Here is a 16,711-nt window from a genome sequence, read left to right as displayed (position 1 = left end):
TGGAAAAAATTAAAACGGAAGCTAAAGAATCGACAAGAATTGCACGGCGGAAAGAATCTTCCAAGCGAAATCATACTCAAAGACTGTCTGACAATCGTCAGGAAGTGAGTGTCGAAGAAGGTAGTAATTTTGATGAGCTGTACAAAGATTTCAAACCGTTTGACGATATTGAAGTGTATAAGAAGGGCACATGAAAATAGATAGTCAACACTTATCAAGATTAAATCCGAGTACGCGAGATGTACTGCTTCAATCGGATGATGAACGTATTGAGTATTTGAATGATGATAAATGGATACCGTATCCTGCTGCTGCACAGGTCCTTGCTAAGATGGATCGTCTCATAAAACTACCAAAAAAACTTCGGATGCCCGGTATGTTAATTGTCGGGGAAGCTAATAATGGAAAAAGCTCTGTCGTCAGTCAATTTTGTAGAAGATATATTCCTACAAATCTGGATGAAGCGATTCAATATCCGATAATCAGTGTATTGACTCCACGTGGACCTGACTTGGACGGGTTTTATGGAGAGATACTTAATCAGCTTATGGCACCTTATCCGAGCTCAGCAAGAACAGCAAAAAAAGAAGAATTGGTTAGATACTACTTTGAACGTGTTGGTGTTCGGATGCTAATTGTAGATGAAGTGCATCATATCTTATCAGGACCCATAGCAAAGCAGAAACAATTCATGAATGCGATAAAGAATCTAAGTAGTCACATGCATATTCCGATAGTGCTTGTCGGCATTAAAGACGCATTGAGAGCTGTGGATACCGATTCACAGGTAAAAAGCCGTTTTCCAGCTACATATCTCCCTCAGTGGCAAGTAAACAGTATAGATTATGCGCGTTTACTTATGAGCATAGAGAGTCTTTTACCCCTTAGAGCATCTTCTAATATTTTCGAAAAGAAAATTTCTTTGGAAATTCATCGTCGAACGAATGGGTATATTGGTGAAATACTAGATTTGATAAATCTCGCCGCCGAATTAGCAATACATAGTGGGAGTGAAAAAATTACACTTAAAGAACTAGCTGAATGCGGTTATGAATATTCGAATAAAAAATTGGAAGTGTATTAGCGATGATTTCCTATATTACTCGATACACCGATTTGTCGAGTAATAGATTTTTGCTTCATCCACCACCTATGCAAAATGAGTTGTTGAGTTCATGGTTGATTAGAGTCGCATTGGCACATCAAACGATGCCGTGGTCGTTCATGAATATGCATTTTCCTGAGTACAAAAATATTATTTTTTCACGGGATGTGGACATCTGGGCACCGGATGAATTTATCGAAAAGCTTGCATGGAAGAGTGGTTTGCAGGCTAGTGATATTTTAAATCTTACGCTTCGAAGCTACGAGGGTTATTTGCTGGAACGGGTGCGTTCAAACGGTCAAAACTTTTTTATTGCTCCGATAATTTCTCGAAAACGACGAAATATCGGTTATGGACAAAAGTATTGCCCGATATGTTTGAAAGAACATCCTGTATACTTTAAGAAAGAGTGGCGATTGACATTTTACACTGTATGCCTTGAGCACAAAGTCTATATGTTGAATCGATGTCCAAACTGTGAGTCGTCAGTTACACTATACAAATTTAAACACGACAAAGGATTTGTGCAATGTTATGGCTGTGGATGGCACTTGTCCCAAGTGGGAAGTTTGATGACTGCTTCAGATGAGGACATCGCTCGTGTAAGTAGATTGATGAAGATCTTAGATGATGGGTATGTATTGATTGGGGGAAAACCAGTTTATTCAGTAGCTTTTTTTCAGGTGCTTCATCAGATTGTGAAAATAGTTAAACATTTTGACCTTGTTGAATTCGAAGAAATTGATGAAATCATAGGAGAAGCTGAGAAAGTTGTTTTTAACTTGGACGTATGGATTGGCAAGTTGTTAGAACATCCTAAAATTTGTCCTTCTCATTTGATGCAGGATCTTAAATTGGTACCATATTTTTATTATTCTGTATTAAGTTATATCTTAGAAAACAGATTTAAGTAATAAATACTACCACGAACAATTTATTTTATACTGATAGTATTTTCGTATACAGAGATATCGTCTATTTCGAAACACTTGATGGTGGTGTGACCTTTACCATTTACTTAGTATTTAAATATAACTATTCGAAACTTCCTTGTTGGCCACTTCACGTTCATATCGTTCAGTGTCAAATATTACACCTAGCTCTGTGCTCGGATGGTCTAATGTAGATAGTGCGTCAACTGTAAGATCAGGATCGTTATTAATAAGGTATTCACGAATTTCTTTCATTTTAGCCCTTACCTCCAATCTACCACCACTGATACCGGTTATACCTAATCGTTCTACTTCATCAACTATATCTTTAACGGAGTCATGAACTTGAAAAATTTTTACCACAATAAATCCTTTTGTTATGACTTAATCAATGATTAAGAGAGCATATAATATTCTAGGATACTCTTGATTGAATATAAACTTTCCAATAATCTAAAATAAGTGGGTCCATATAATCGAATATTGTTTTGCTTTCCTTTTGTAATTGAACTGCATCAGGAAATGTAGTATTTCTAAATGGTTCAATTAAGTTTTGCTCTTTGAGCTTTCTTCCGCTATTCAAATGTCCAATGATTTTATTTAATGTAGAGACGAGATTGACATAACGATCTTTATCTAAATCTTGATTTATCACGATTTCAAGTTTTTTGTTTGTGAGAAAAACGGGGATGTCTTTATAATCAAGAGTCCACAAAAGGTAATCACCGACGGCGCGCGTTGCCCAGCCAGCCCCACCTTCAAACATACAATATTCATTCATTTTATAATCAGCGCTTGTTAAATAGAATAGCAATGTATTAGAGCTGACAATACTCTTTTTGATACGCTGTCCTAAATCACTCAAATCATCATAGTCTTCGGGTTTAGAATCGCTAGAGGTATAAAAAAATTCACTTGCATCTGCACCACGATTAAGTAATAAGTTATATAAAAAGTCTGTAAAAATCCTGTTTTTTCTTGCGTGAGATAGAAAAACAACATAATCGTTTTTAATCATATCTCCAGAAACTTTATTAGAGATAGTTCTAATAAAATCAGCTTTTGCTTCTTCTGTTAAGTCGAAATTTTTTACTTCTTCTTCTAGCTCTTCCGTAAATTGCTGTTTGGCTGTTTCATTGTACTTATTTGAAAGTTCGGTCTGTCGACTTTCTACTGCTTTGGCTAATTTATTCCTTTTGCTGATGAGATTCTGGATTATTGTTTCGACAATTCCTTTTAACAATGTAATTCGATTGTCATTTTCATCCATGCTTTGTCGATTAGATGTGGCGATATCCGGTAAATCATCTTCATCCAATAGATCAAAACTGATTTCACCCTCTATATAATTTACGAATGCTTGAGTGTTATTGATGACATTTAAGAAGTTTTCTATGGCCAGTTTATTTCGTACATATAATCTAAGTTGATTCGGATTGTAAAATTTATTTTTCTGAAAATTGGAATCATTTACTTCGGCAACTTTTTTGTTTATACTACTGTGTATACCAATCCAACCCTTTAAAGTATATTGCTTACGTTTTTCTTTGCTTTCTGCTTTTGATATAGCAGTTTTGACTTCTATATCCGGTGTGTAAGAATAAGTTCCATGTATGTCGGTTCTGTTAAGTTCTTTGAGATCGATCGCGAATTCATATGCGGTTTGATTATTAACTGGCTTTGCATACGGAACTTTGATCGTCTTCTTTGAAATACTATTAAATTCATTCTCAAGAGACATTTTGCCAAAGCCCGAATACTCAATATAAGCCATATTGCCAAAAGCAATCGACTTTTTTACTTGATGAAACTTAATTTTACCGCCATTATGCGCACATATCATAATTTTTTTGTTGATTGTCTCCAAAGAAAAATAATTCGAAAGTTTTTGTTCTAATGCTTCAAATGCCACATTCCCATTTCCGACCAAATTTACACCGGTTAGCTTTAAATAAGTTCCCGTCTTAAAACCGTTCCATATATTTGAACATGTGACTGAGAGATCACTGCCAATTTCTTTCAAAAACGGTTTCTCGTCTATTTTCCCTTCCGTTTCAGTGTAATGCATTTGCCATGCACTTTTTTTACCATCTTTGGTTTTAGTAATAATTGAATAATTATCAGACAAATATAAGGCTGCAAGTTTACCTATGCCTTTCCTTCCCATAGGCATCCTTGCCTTCACGTCCGGATTGGTTCTTTTGTTGTAACCGACTTTGACATAAGTTTGAATTTCTTCATTCGTCATACCGGTACCATTGTCGAAAATCTCAATCGTCGAATTTTCTTTATTTCCAAGATTGATATAGACATACACCTTATCGGCATTGGCATCAAAACCGTTGGCTACCAATTCTGAAATAGCACTCCATGGATTGGAATACAAACTTTTACCAAGTAGCTTCATTGCTAACCAGCCGAATGTAAAATCTACTTTAGGATTTATTTCTTGCATAATTTACCCATTTGCGATATCGGACAAACTTTTTTCGATACTATTGGCTAGTTGAATGGCCAGTAATGGCGGAACGGCATTACCAATCTGTGAATTTCTTTCATGTTTTGGTCCAACGAATTTGAACCAATCTGGAAATGATTGTAATCGGGCTCCCTCTCTCGTCGTAAGGGCTCTATCCTGTAACGGATGAATACATCGTAATGCCGATGGTGTGCCGAAACTATTGGTAATTGTCGTGCTTGGTTTATCCCACCATAATCTACCATAAGTATTATTATATCCTGATGTTAAATAGTATTCTTTTTTGAGAATACCTTTTTCGACTAAAGAATTTATATAGTGCCTACCCTCACCTTGTGGTACTGCTTGTATTACGGCAGTCATTTTTTCGCCGTATACGCTACAGGTATGATTCATTAAAATTTGAGAACCATTTCGCATCAATATCTCATATGTAGAGTTTGGATTATTTTCGTACAAATGTTTTGTTTCACCTTGATTTAAATGTGGCAAATCAGAGATGGCCTCGCATATATTGATAAAATTCTTTCCCGTGTTTCCTCCATGCGTCGCCTTCGGAAAACTCCATGTCTCTTTTAAATCCTTTCTTGTTCCGACCAAAAAAACTCTTTCTCTGCTTTGTGGAACTCCAAAATCTTTTGCATTTAGAATGGTTTGCTTGATCACATATCCTAATTCTGTATTTGCACTTTGTATATTTCCAAATAGTTTTTTGATGTCATTTATAACCGGTTCACCATTCTCATTTTTCATGGAAAGCAAACCAGTAACATTTTCAAAAATAAACATTTTTGGTCTTAGAATACCAAGAAGTCGTATGTATTCTTCATACATAGTTGCACGTTGATCATATTGTCTTTTGCCAACGGTGCTATATGATTGACATGGCGGGCCTCCAATAACCAAATCAACATCGTTACATTGGATATTATGCTCTTCAAGTTTAGCAGGCGTAATGGAAGCTATATCACATCCAATAAGGGGTATATCAGGGAAATTTAAACGAAAAGCTTCGCATGCGTGAGGGTTATATTCATTGGCAAATAAAAAATTGAACTTTTTATTTCTAACGAATTTCTGGCCTTTTATTTTGTAGTAAAAGCCGAATGTTAAACCGCCGGCTCCGGAAAATAAATCTACTATATTTATCATGGGATGCGTATTATATAGCATGTGAGATAGAAAGAGTAAGAATTCGTCATTATCTATATTTTCCCTTCTCTTTTTTCTTTTATTGATTTCAATGTCTCTTTTATGAATCGTTCCGGTAATTCTTGTAGTAATTCATATATGTCTTTACGATAATTATCCGATTTTTTCCATTCTTTGATGGTTTGAAGTGGAATACCGGTTATATTGCTAAGCTCCGTATCTTTCATTATGTTATTTTAGCAAAAAAAGTATGTATTTGATACTAAAAGTATGAAATACATACTTTTAGTATTGTTTCTATCCAGAAATCACGATGATTCGTAAATAGATATGACTCTATTAATGCAAGTTGAAAGTTCGTTCTCGATTTCTTTCCCCCAAAAACGTATAACAGCCCAACCATCAGCTTTTAGTTTTTCATCTGATGCAAAAAATTCTTACTTCAAGATCCATGGGTTTTCATTCCCCTGAATGGCTTTGATACGTTTGTTTTTCTCAATCTCCCATGCATCAACCAGATCTTCTTTATTCCATGCGGAAAATTTATTGATTTCCTGTGGAGAGAGTTTCATCTTATATCGATCGGCCATGTACAAGTAAGTACGTGCCACATCGCCTCGAATATCTTTTTTGATTCGCGCTCGATCTTGATCAAAATCGACTTCAAACCGGCATTCTCCATATTGACCTTTACGAGCTTCTTCGAAGTCATAACGCAGATTGCTGCGATCTCCGTTCAGCTCTCCAATAGCCGGTACAAGGTTGTGCATATCGGCTTGCATAATACGAAATTGTTGGCTGGCTTTTTCACAGCATTTGCGCCCTTTAAACGCTTTTCCTTTTGAATCTATACATTCCGGGGCACCATCTATCCAGCAGGTAAATTGTCGTCCGAAGTTTTCAGCCGGTACGATATGTTCCCACTCAATGCGTGTAGTACGTGGATTTACCTTTCCTGATTTCGTTATAGGGTTCCTTGGTGCATATCCGCATGAAGAACGATCGATCATATTTCCCTTCTTACGTTTATCGTATTCACATCCGCAATAGAAGGTGATCGAATGATCTGCATAAATCCGTTCAAGATCTTTTTTTGATTGGGGAAAAGACTCATTTTGAGCCGCAATTAGAGAGAAAGTTAAAGAGATTAGGAGTAATAGCATTTTGTTCATGCAAAAGTCTATCATAAATAATTAGATTATTTAAAATTATGAGATGTAGTGAACCAGTGGTATAATCTTGTATCTTGTAGTTGGGGGATGAATATGAAGAAAGTACTGCTTGCACTTGCATTATTACTCAGTTTGAATGGAATAGCTGCAGAAGTAATCATCAATGACAAAACGAAAGTGGATTGTGAAGCCATTTTAAAAATAGGTGATAAAGAGTTGATCGCGCAACGCGGATGTTGTTCCCATCATCAGGGTGTTTGTGGCTGTAGTAATGGACGAGATAAATGCTGTGACGGTGTATTGAGCCCAAGTTGTACTTGCAATAGTATTGTACCTATTGAAGAGTCAACGGGCACAAAAATTTAAAACACTATGTGGGCTTGTATTATGCAAAATTACAACGGAAAGTAGACTACAATGAGTATATATCAAAACGCTATCGATTCCATCCAAGTGGGCGTTGAGGATTATAGGATGGCTAATCCAAAAAGAAGCATCTCGGCTGTTAGAAATATCATTGCTGGTATTATCTTACTGTATAAAGAGAAGCTTCGAAGGCTTTCCCCCAATGAACAACCTGAATTGCTAATCAAGCAGAACATAAAACCATTTTTAGTAAGTGGGAGGCTTACTTTTGTTGGTGTTGGCAATACAGTCAATATTGATACAATTAGAACAAGGTTCGCTGACCTTGGAATTTCTGCAGAATGGAAACGTTTCGATAAAGTAGTTAGTCTTCGTAATGATCTGGAACATTACTTTACTAAAAAATCAACAGACGATATCAAAGAGCTTATTTCTTCATCGTTTTTACTAATCAGGGATTTTGTTACTAATGAACTTGAAGAAGATCCGTTAGAAGTACTCGGGTTAGAAACTTGGGAGATACTTCTTGAAGTTAATGATATTTTTATGGCAGAGAAAGAAGAGTGTGAAGAATCACTTAATCAGGTAGACTGGAAATATGATACGATTAAAGAAAACTTGGATCTTTTACGTTGTGAGGAGTGTGGATCACCACTCGTTTATATCGATGATGCAACTGGATCAGACTATCCAGACATATTTCTACGATGCAGGCAGTGTAACCATAACTTTGAGTTCACAAGTATAATTGAGGAATTTGTCGGAGAAGCACTATATACAGCATCATTTATGTCTCAAATGGATGGAGGTGAACCGATGAATACTACATGCCCTGAATGTAGTATGGAAACTTATGTGTTTGAGGAGGAATGCTGTGTTGCTTGTAATTATGAGATGCGATATGCTGAGTGTTCCGTCTGCCACACAGCGCTTGAGATACATGAGCAGAATAATGGAGGACTTTGTGGCTATCATCAAGATAAGTATGAAAAGGAAAAATATAAATAGCATTTTATAAAAATAAAAAAACTATTTGTAGAAAGGAAGCGCGGGTATTCTAAAAACCACATTGTCAGCAATTAGTGTACATTTAGTAATAATACTCTTTGGAACACTGTAATTTATTAGAACCTAGTATTCTGGTTATAAATGTTTACACTTAAAATAAAAAGGAGTTCAAACAATGGAGTTTGATCAATTTAATGCTTTGAGCGAAAAGTATATGCGATTGTATAAATTTTTAGTTGTTATTTCTAGTATTAACTTATTAATAGGGTTGATAGTGGTTTATGCTTATCCATTTGCCAAAATAGAATTGGTTTCGAAGTATTTAAGTATTAATACTAACAATCTGGCAGTTCTCTTCATAGTTTTTTCAATCATTTTACAAATTGTAATGATAATAAAAAGACCAAAGTTGTTATATAAAAGTAATGGAAAAAATAAAGTTGAAATCAGTTTATCAATGGACAATAAGATTCAGGAATGATTGCCTATGAAAAAGGTTCAACCTCTAAAAAATGGTAGCGAAGCTGATAATTATCTCTATCAAGGTATTGCACGACCAATAGTAGATATTTGCGAAACTATTTTGTCACATAAAGAAGTATTTCGTCCAAAAAAAATAAAATTTTATATTCATCAAAATTTAGATGTAAATGCATCTGCAAAAAAGATGCCAAAAAGTTTAAAAAACTTTTTCTCTGATAATCACTATCTTATTGAAATAAATCAAGGTGCTATATTATTTATCCACAGAACCATTTTAGACTTTTTTCATAACAAAAATTTCATGCCAAAAGTAAAATCTGAAGATGATGTTGACATAAGTTGGTTAAGCTCGAATTTGAGCTTATATAAAAATATTCCAGCAAATAGACAAAGAATTGAATATGCTGGCAATATTACAATACTGTCAAGCATAATATTCTTTTATCACGAGATGGCCCATGTACTAAGAGGACATTTGGATTATATAGGAGAAAATTATTCGATGTCAATGTTGGCGATGGATGATGAGTATGATCTTCGTATAAATAACATTATTAAAGCGTTAGAAGCAGATGCTGATTACCAGGCTGGAGAATTTTTAGGCATTATGTTTAACAGAGAGAAGGAACTGTTTTATAAAGTCCTAGAAATCAACAATGATTTGGATTTTTTTAAAAAAGCCACTATGGCTGCAAGATTTTCATTTCAATTACTTGATAACAAGTTTAAAAGTAAAAAATATCATTTGCCTCATACACGGTTTGAAGTTTTTTTAGAGGGTTTGTTAAACAAAATCAATATAGATCAAGATAAAGCTTTGGAAATAGCTACTGGTCTTTTTATAGGTATGGAAAAGGCATGTAATACATTTGGGTACAGGTCACATAGACAACCTGCAGAAATTGAGGAAGATGGGGAACAGTATAGAAGCCTTACCGCACATCTTTTATATCAATTGGAATCTGAATTGAACTTTTATAGGCAAAAAAAATAGAATTAAATCTGCAAGTACTAAGGGATTAATAATAATCCTGACATGTACATTTGCCTTTGGATTTTATAAAACTGAGATTAGTCAAAATAAAGTGATTTCAGTACTTGAGTTTTAACATCTTTTTTTCAAAATACCCTGATATAATTTCTACGCAGATCACTTGATCGCTGATGGTCTATGGAAGACCTATATAATTTGAACTACTAAAATGTGCAAATGTACATTCATTAATAAATTGCGAGCGCAAGCGCAGCACGCATCAATCATAAACATAAATTTAACAAAAACAAAGATGCCAAATTGGCAAAGTTGTTTAATTCCATCCAAAAACTTCGCTGATCATCGAAGAAAATAATGATCAATAAAAATAAGGAAATAGTATGGACAATAACCATAACACAAGAATTATAATTCTTAACAGCGACGGCAAATACTGCGAAGTGAGTGCGAATGACAGTGTAAGTGATATCGCGGATGCTTGTTATAATGCGGAATCAGACTATGAAGATACTGCAGGCACAACCATGATTGAGCTTGGAGATGGAAATAAGGCTTTTGTAGAAAGTTCTGAAGATGATCCAAAATATAAAGAAATAGTGGATCTGTTAGAAGAGGCAATTATTTACTGCGAGGAAGTTTTGTCGGGAAATGATTACGGTGAGGACGATGAACTAAATTTAGTAGATTAAGGGACGGAGAGTCAGGGGGGTATGTGGGTACCATCCCCACTCAATATCATTACATGTTGTCAAAATCTTTTAGTGTATCAACTAGCCTTTTTGCCCACCGCTTTATGGCTTCTTTGCTACTATCTTGTGGATGAGTCAAGGTAGTGCTTGTATAGTTGTCAGGAGTCATATCATGAAGCCAAGATCTTCCTTCCCGAACATAGTTTGTCAAAATTGATAAAACGATATTGTCGGGAATCTTTGTGTAGTCATCCATTCTAAGAATTAGAGTAGAAGCACGAGGTATTCTGTCATCTTTTTCGATATCGATTACGGTGTATGTGCAATCGTTATAATGAATTACGGCCACTATATAGGCACGAGGTGTTTCATTATCTACAAGAAGTGCTCTAAGCCATTTTTTACGGCTTGTATCTTCTTCTGGCTTTTGAGGAAGAGGTAAAACTTTAGGGAGCAGATAAGAGAACTCTTCAAAATCTTCTGATGCTTGAAAAAGCATGCTTCTAAAATCATCAAGCCCTGGTGTTTCACGCTTTATTTCCAAATCAGTAAATGCTGGATTCATCTGAACAGTATTTTCATCCCCAGATGCTTCTTCATGATTGCTATTGAGATTGGCACCTTCTTCGCTATTCTCAAAAATAGTACGAGGATCTTTATCTGATTCAACGATGATTGTTTCGTGACGAATAATTTTATCAATCAGATCAGTTCTCCCATCCTCTTCAGTACCATTTGCTACTTTTATATTTTCAAATTTAGAATTGGGAGTTAAATTAGTCACATTTTTTGTAATGTTTTGGGTTCTAAACTTTTTATTAATTCGACCAACTGGAACTACACAGTTTTTTCGTTTTGCATGTTCAGTGTAAATTGTTAGCTTTTCAAAAGGATATACAGAATTTTCCTGAATTATTTCAAGTGCTAAATAATAGTTTTCCTTGAGTTTAACTCCTCGGAACGTTATATCAACATCTGCCGCAAATGGAAAATAGCATTGAAGAGATGCCGTATTATATGGATATGACCAGTTTCTTTTTTCATGAAAAGCTTTATTTTTCATATTACTGTCTGCCAAATCAGTATATATCCGATGAAACATTTCATTGGCATATGGTTCGGTTGCGAATCTTACAATTTCCGGTGCATCTTCCGGAGATGCACCAGGTGATAATAAAACTGACATATTTCCAGTAGCATCTACAACAATTTTTTTGTAAAGACTTCTTATCGCATCTCCGTGAACATGTGTTGCAGACATGAGCTGTTTAATAAGCGATGCTGACCGAAAATAAAAATATTGAGCGATTACATAGGCAGGGAAAAATACGGTATTTTCTTCCTTCGTCAACTCAATGCCGTATTGTGACTTACTATGATGTTCAAGATTATATAAATGACCATTCGCTGTGGGAATTTTGGTATTTAACCCAGAGAAATACGAATTTGTTTTAGTGAAAAAGTCTGGGGATAAGTTTATGGAAGTTTGAGTATCCATAACAGCCATATTGAAGTTATACAATTCTCCAACTTTTTCTGTTGTCACTTTTCTATCCCGAATGATAGTGCCGAGAGGAAGTGCAGGAATTTCTTTGATATTTCTTTTTATTGTTTGAAGTTCACCTGTCAAAAGATTTTTAAGGGCAAGTGTTGCGAAGTAATCTCTAGTATTTGTTGGGTATTTATTGATATTGTTTGGCCATACAAGAAGGTATTCTCCAGTTGGTATATTCTCTATGGTTAAGTCGTTATAATTGAATTCATCCATGTATGCTTCTATTTATAATTCAATATTAATAATAGATTCTTGTAAAGACTGAGGGCTATTTTTTCGATGATATTGTTCTCCAATAGAAGTGATAATTTCTCTGACATCTTCTGCTAATACCATAACCATTTCAGCTGTAATATTATGACGAAAATCTAGGCTCTCTTTTGTTCTTCCATCTCTATGAACGATATCATGGCGTATCTCAATTAAAGTTTCTAACGAAGTTTTTTCATATGAAAATAAAAACCCAAATTGGTTATACATTTTTTGAGCGTTGCCGAATTTATGCCAGAGTTTTTCTTGATAATGCATGAATAACGCTTTTCTAAACATATCACGGATATGTTTTCTTGGGTCTTTCATCTCTGTAGATTTATATGCAATAATCATCGGCATTTTAATATTCTGTAACTCAGGATTTGGATTTTCAGCACCTATCAATGTATCAAAGTTTTCATCTATATAGCTTGTAATGAAATTTGCTAAAAATGATTCTATGATAGCGTATACGCGCACAAAAAGCATTTGTAAGAATTCTTGAGAATGTGATGGTAAACTTCTAACAATTTCAATTTGCTTAGGTATTGATGCAAGATCGTTAAGTGTATCTCTTATGGCTGACTCGACTGATGTTAGCGATTCTTCGTATGGTTCGAACCATGAGTCATCTGGGATTGGTGACCAAATATCAGTATCCCCAATCTCATCAATGAGTTCTTGGATGAGTTTATCAGGGTATGCTCCGCCAAACTGGTTATACAGAATTTCATCGGTATACTGTAATGGCCCATATATAGGGATATAGCCGCCTTCTGCACTGTCATACGGTAAAGATTCGGCAGGATCTTCATAATGGTTGTAGAACCATTCTCGCATTGCGTCTAATTTGGCAATTTTACTCATATTAGTCTTTCACTTCATCTATAACGAATTCGATAATGGGAATTCCACCTTCGTCAGGGGTGTCTTGTAAGGAATCAAATATTGGATCATTGCCTCCATTGCTATCAGTGCCAGTATTACTCATATGCAAAGAACCTGATGAATCAAACTCTCCAGATGTGAAAAACAATGCCCCGCTTAGTCTGGTACTTGATGTCATGCCTGCACTTTTCATGGTCGCAGTTGATTTCCAGTTTTTTGTGGTTTCAATTAAATCGGTAATAACTTGATCCCAACCAACATTCCCTTTACCGGGGTGCAGAACAAATTCGCGTCCTGCATTTCCAGTTATAAAATCAAAAAGTTCTGTAGCGAAATACTGTAGTCTTGTTAAGCCATCAGGGATCGCAATAGCACTCAAACAACATTCAGGATAATCACAGCAAAAATGTAAATCATCATAAAAATAGTGATGGTAATGATGAGGGATGCACTTGGTAGTAAAAATCAAATATTTTGATCCATTTGCAAGATGGGGACCAACTATTTTGCGCTTTATTCCTTGGAGAGGATTACTTACATAAATAAACTCAGGCCAGTAGGCATATAAATTATGTTGGGTGTTATTTGAAGATCCAACCTTAAGAGCAGAATGCTCATCTACGCTTTTTTTTGCTTGCAGTAGGAGGGCACTTCTGATTATTGACCCGTTTGATTTTTTAAGTGTACGGATAAGTAATAAATCGCCGATTTCTACTTTCTTTTTTGGATTCGTTGGGTCTTGCTTTTCAATTTCATTGTAAGTAACGTATGGTCTCTGATGCACATACATGCTTGCTGTTTTTATTGGCAAACGAAGACTATTTAGGGCTAATGGCAACTCATGGACTATTTTAGCGACAATTACCGGCTCGCTTGATGTCGGTGGGGTTAATGAGTTATTGAGGACTGTACAGATTGCTTTATATATATCATGACGATGCGGTGATGAACACAATAATGTTTCTGGGTTATTTGTTTTCATGTATTTTTTCTTTGCAATAATGTAGCATTAATTATAGTCAAAGAATGAATAAAATTAAAATTCAGTTTCGTAAAAGATGGCGTCCATTAGTGCAACTCGGGCATTCCAAATTTCCAATTGTAAGGGATCTGTAGGTTTTGAACAATCATACCACTTTTGATTCCTTACATTTTCGATTACATAGTTCCAGTAATCATCATGTGTGCTAAGCTTTTTTGGCGTTCCAAAAGCTTTTTCCAAATTTTTGAAATTCCCATCTTTTTCACCAAGCCCTGTTATGCAAAAAAACTGATCGGGACGTTTCATTGCTAATAAACGGCTTACTGTAGAAAGCCCATATCCCCATCCATCATGGTTTTGGAAATAGGATAGACAAGCATCAAATTGTTTTTTTGTAACAGGTCCACTTGCAGGAATAAACTCTAGTGCATCAGAAATTTTCATATAGCTCTTTATCGTACCATTTTCTCCTTTTTCATCTCTATCACTCAACCGATTAGCAAAGAGTTGAGAAGGCATTCGTCCGAACAAGAACCAGTTTTGAATATTATCCCCTTCTTTTTTTACACCACCTATATTTTTACGTTGGAGCTCCGATAGATTTTTAAATGGCACCTTAAAATATTCTCTTGCTTTTTGCAATATATCTAAACGTTCTTGGAGATTTTTTCCATCATTCATCAATATGGCATAGTATTCTTCCCAATCCATCTCATCAAGTTGCTTTTTTTGTAATTTGAACTTATCTTGATTGTCCTGTTTTGTTTTTTGTGATTTTTGTCTTGCTTGTCTGTATTCTTCGAAATCTTTCTCAGATATTACTGAAGCGCGTATATAATAATCATCGAGAATTTGTGTCAAATTTTCAAATGTTACTTTTCCATTAGACTCATATACGGCCACAATTTCATCATTATCACTTAGTGCGGATTTTGTAAAATTTGCACTGCCAATGAACATTTTCCAGTCATTTTCACTATTGTAAAAAAAATAAATTTTAGGATGAAATACTCCGTTTTTCTTTTTTATAAATTTTATCTTTCCATGATCTTTGATAAATATTTTAATGAAATCGGGATGCGTCTGTTCAAAATTCAAACCGACTGTTGATCGCACAATTTTGTTTTTATTTTTTTTTAGCACTTGGAAAACAAGATGATTAGCTGAAGCCCATGCAACTGCAAAACGAACTGTTTTATACTTTTCAATTGCAAAACATAGTTCATTAGTAAGTTCATTTGGATTTATAATGATCTTCAAACAGTATCCTTTAGGTTACATTATATATTATGTAGAAGAGCGTATTTCATTAACATCAATATTATATCCAGTGATTTGTTTGGTCTATTCACGAATCAATATGAAGAGGCGTCAAGTAAGTGAAAAATAATGGATTAAGAGATTTTTGAAGAAAATAACTTTCATAATAGAATTGAAGTATTAATAGATAGTATTGAAATGGTTGAGCCATCTGTAAATTATAAGTTAATTCTATAAGAAAACAATTATTCATTATAGACAATAATATTAAATCTACAGTAAGGGGTAATCATGAGAAAGATAGCGTTTGCGTTGACACTGATTGGCGTGTTGAGTTTTGCCTATGCTGCTCCTCCTACCGTAATGACGGGGGCGACTTCACCGCAACCTAACGGGCAGATTGATACAAATAATAATACAAAATCAACACTCCCCAACGGGTGGTCCGGGACTCAGACATTCAAGTCGTTTATGCAAAACCTTGTAAAGTATGGTTTTTCAGGCAACCTTTTTGTCCCAATACAACCTATTCTTGTAAACACATATACCGATTTCAATGAGTCAAATCAAAGTTTTTACGAAAAGAAATTTGATGAAAAAAACGCAACATCAGTCAAAAGATTGCTAATGACTCAAAATGTATCGGTAGTTACGATCGATTCAGACAAAGGGATGGAGATGGCTTTGCCTACGGCTGGCGCATCCCTCTCTGTGTCGCGCAAAAACTATCTCGTTATTATGGACTACATGAAGTATCGGACTGAACCGCTATTTGCGGATACAGGTCACAATGACTTGATAGGGTATGGTAAAATCGGCGTCGGCTTGAGAGTTCAAGCAAAAATAACCGCCAAAGCTGATAATGTCAATTTGGGTAGTCTTATGGCGCTCGGTATAGCGGCACACAATAACGACATCAGCGGTGAAATCTCAATAGAGGTGATCGGAATGGATTCTAACGATATCACCAATCTTTTACCTATAACCGCCTCTATTGATCAATCATCGATTCAATCCGCGCTCCAAGCGATGGCCGCTATTAAGACGAAGCTGAATGATCCAAACACAACCATCCAGCCTCATCTTGTCGCATTCTATGACCCAAGCGCCATAAAACTTATACAAAAACAGTGTTCATTTTGGGATTATCTGAAATCTGCTTCTTGTTATAAGAATGAGCAAGACACACATGTGGAAAAATAGTGATCATGCATAGCTAACGGTACGTCTTCTGTAAAATGGCAGTGTTTTATTGACATATTTTCATAAAACGCTCTATAATCTCAGAAGGCATACAGAGCCAAGTTCGCTTCCACCTGTAAAGGTATGGGCAATCTGTCATAGTCAATCATCACTTTGTTGCTTTATGCGTTAACTGCGAAAGAACAATGTGC

The 16,711-nt window shown here is 35.3% G+C and carries 18 protein-coding genes; 9 read left to right on the top strand and 9 right to left on the bottom strand.

Annotation, left to right across the window (positions count from 1 at the left end; genetic code table 11):
• From VFW36_RS10650 to VFW36_RS10640, 3 genes are all read left to right on the top strand, one after another.
• Positions 1-194: hypothetical protein (locus VFW36_RS10650; protein WP_329658795.1), on the top strand; the 194-nt coding region annotated here is incomplete at its 5' end.
• The gene (locus VFW36_RS10645) at positions 191-1,084 is read left to right on the top strand and encodes a TniB family NTP-binding protein (protein WP_329658794.1); all 894 of its coding nucleotides are present in this window, start codon (positions 191-193) and stop codon (positions 1,082-1,084) included. The genes VFW36_RS10650 and VFW36_RS10645, both read left to right, overlap by 4 nt.
• Positions 1,085-1,086: 2 nt before the next feature.
• Entirely contained in the window at positions 1,087-2,019 is a 933-nt protein-coding gene (locus VFW36_RS10640) for a TniQ family protein (RefSeq protein WP_329658793.1), read from the top strand.
• A gap of 111 nt (positions 2,020-2,130) precedes the next feature.
• Here VFW36_RS10640 and VFW36_RS10635 read toward each other — a convergent pair whose 3' ends face one another.
• The 5 genes from VFW36_RS10635 to VFW36_RS10615 form a co-directional block, all read right to left on the bottom strand.
• Positions 2,131-2,400 (bottom strand): hypothetical protein, encoded by a 270-nt coding sequence (locus tag VFW36_RS10635; protein ID WP_329658792.1) that lies wholly within the window; start codon positions 2,398-2,400, stop codon positions 2,131-2,133.
• A gap of 52 nt (positions 2,401-2,452) precedes the next feature.
• A complete protein-coding gene (locus VFW36_RS10630; protein ID WP_329658791.1) occupies positions 2,453-4,492 on the bottom strand; it encodes an ATP-binding protein in 2,040 nt (679 codons plus the stop codon).
• Positions 4,493-4,495: 3 nt separating this feature from the next.
• The gene (locus VFW36_RS10625) at positions 4,496-5,668 is read right to left on the bottom strand and encodes a DNA cytosine methyltransferase (RefSeq protein WP_329658790.1); all 1,173 of its coding nucleotides are present in this window, start codon (positions 5,666-5,668) and stop codon (positions 4,496-4,498) included.
• Between the two features lie 53 nt (positions 5,669-5,721).
• Complete coding sequence (locus VFW36_RS10620; protein ID WP_329658789.1) at positions 5,722-5,895, bottom strand: hypothetical protein; 174 nt, start codon at positions 5,893-5,895, stop codon at positions 5,722-5,724.
• A 210-nt stretch (positions 5,896-6,105) separates the two neighbouring features.
• Entirely contained in the window at positions 6,106-6,840 is a 735-nt protein-coding gene (locus VFW36_RS10615; RefSeq protein ID WP_329658788.1) for an endonuclease, read from the bottom strand.
• A gap of 93 nt (positions 6,841-6,933) precedes the next feature.
• Here VFW36_RS10615 and VFW36_RS10610 point away from each other — a divergent pair, with 93 nt between their 5' ends.
• The 5 genes from VFW36_RS10610 (at position 6,934) to VFW36_RS10590 (ending at position 10,380) form a co-directional block, all read left to right on the top strand.
• Positions 6,934-7,206: a hypothetical protein gene (locus VFW36_RS10610; protein WP_329658787.1), complete on the top strand. Its 273-nt coding sequence runs from the start codon at positions 6,934-6,936 to the stop codon at positions 7,204-7,206.
• Positions 7,207-7,314: 108 nt separating this feature from the next.
• Positions 7,315-8,214, top strand: coding sequence for a hypothetical protein (locus tag VFW36_RS10605; RefSeq protein ID WP_329658786.1), 900 nt, complete (start codon positions 7,315-7,317; stop codon positions 8,212-8,214).
• Between the two features lie 175 nt (positions 8,215-8,389).
• The gene (locus VFW36_RS10600; protein ID WP_329658785.1) at positions 8,390-8,695 is read left to right on the top strand and encodes a hypothetical protein; all 306 of its coding nucleotides are present in this window, start codon (positions 8,390-8,392) and stop codon (positions 8,693-8,695) included.
• 6 nt (positions 8,696-8,701) lie between these two features.
• Positions 8,702-9,691, top strand: a complete 990-nt coding sequence (locus VFW36_RS10595; protein WP_329658784.1) for a hypothetical protein — start codon at positions 8,702-8,704, stop codon at positions 9,689-9,691.
• A gap of 380 nt (positions 9,692-10,071) precedes the next feature.
• A complete protein-coding gene (locus VFW36_RS10590; protein ID WP_329658783.1) occupies positions 10,072-10,380 on the top strand; it encodes a hypothetical protein in 309 nt (102 codons plus the stop codon).
• 49 nt (positions 10,381-10,429) lie between these two features.
• Here the strand turns inward: VFW36_RS10590 and VFW36_RS10585 are convergent, their stop codons facing one another.
• Genes VFW36_RS10585 through VFW36_RS10570 form a run of 4 tightly spaced genes read right to left on the bottom strand, consistent with a single transcriptional unit; the run spans position 10,430 to position 15,317 of the window.
• On the bottom strand, positions 10,430-12,148 hold the full coding sequence (locus VFW36_RS10585) for a Tn7-like element transposition protein TnsE (protein ID WP_329658782.1): 1,719 nt from the start codon (positions 12,146-12,148) through the stop codon (positions 10,430-10,432).
• Positions 12,149-12,160: 12 nt separating this feature from the next.
• Positions 12,161-13,054, bottom strand: a complete 894-nt coding sequence (locus tag VFW36_RS10580) for a HEPN domain-containing protein (protein ID WP_329658781.1) — start codon at positions 13,052-13,054, stop codon at positions 12,161-12,163.
• 1 nt (position 13,055) lies between these two features.
• Positions 13,056-14,057, bottom strand: a complete 1,002-nt coding sequence (locus VFW36_RS10575) for a hypothetical protein (RefSeq protein ID WP_329658780.1) — start codon at positions 14,055-14,057, stop codon at positions 13,056-13,058.
• A gap of 54 nt (positions 14,058-14,111) precedes the next feature.
• On the bottom strand, positions 14,112-15,317 hold the full coding sequence (locus VFW36_RS10570) for a phospholipase D family protein (RefSeq protein WP_329658779.1): 1,206 nt from the start codon (positions 15,315-15,317) through the stop codon (positions 14,112-14,114).
• Positions 15,318-15,608: 291 nt separating this feature from the next.
• On the opposite strand from VFW36_RS10570, the gene VFW36_RS10565 reads away from it, so the two are divergent.
• Positions 15,609-16,520: a hypothetical protein gene (locus VFW36_RS10565; protein WP_329658778.1), complete on the top strand. Its 912-nt coding sequence runs from the start codon at positions 15,609-15,611 to the stop codon at positions 16,518-16,520.
• Positions 16,521-16,711 lie beyond the last annotated feature (191 nt).

The sequence above is a fragment of the Sulfuricurvum sp. genome, from assembly GCF_036279695.1.
Classification (GTDB): Bacteria; Campylobacterota; Campylobacteria; order Campylobacterales; family Sulfurimonadaceae; genus Sulfuricurvum.
This window is presented reverse-complemented; position numbering and strand designations above follow the sequence as displayed.